The following is a 232-nucleotide window of genomic DNA, read 5'->3' on the forward strand; positions in this document are numbered from 1 at the left end:
GCTGCCCTTGGCCTGCGCCACCCCGCCGGCCGTGCCGCTGACGGAGAAGGTGTAGACGAACGTGATCTTGCCGGCGTCCGGGCCGGTCTTGGCGCGCATGACGACCACGTCCTCGGTCATCGAACCCGAGAGTCCCTCGAAGGAGATGCTGCCGAGGTCCTTGGGGCCGTCGGCGCCCTTGCCGTCCTTACCGCCCTTGGTGTCCTTGCCGCTCTTGCCGTTGCCCTTGAAG

General features: G+C 68.1%; 1 protein-coding gene. It reads right to left on the bottom strand.

From position 1 onward, the window contains the following. Positions 1-232, bottom strand: a 232-nt coding sequence (locus IF11_RS37535) for a hypothetical protein (protein WP_037729565.1), incomplete at both ends; no start/stop codon positions are given.

The organism is Streptomyces scopuliridis RB72, assembly GCF_000718095.1.
Classification (GTDB): Bacteria; Actinomycetota; Actinomycetes; order Streptomycetales; family Streptomycetaceae; genus Streptomyces; species Streptomyces scopuliridis.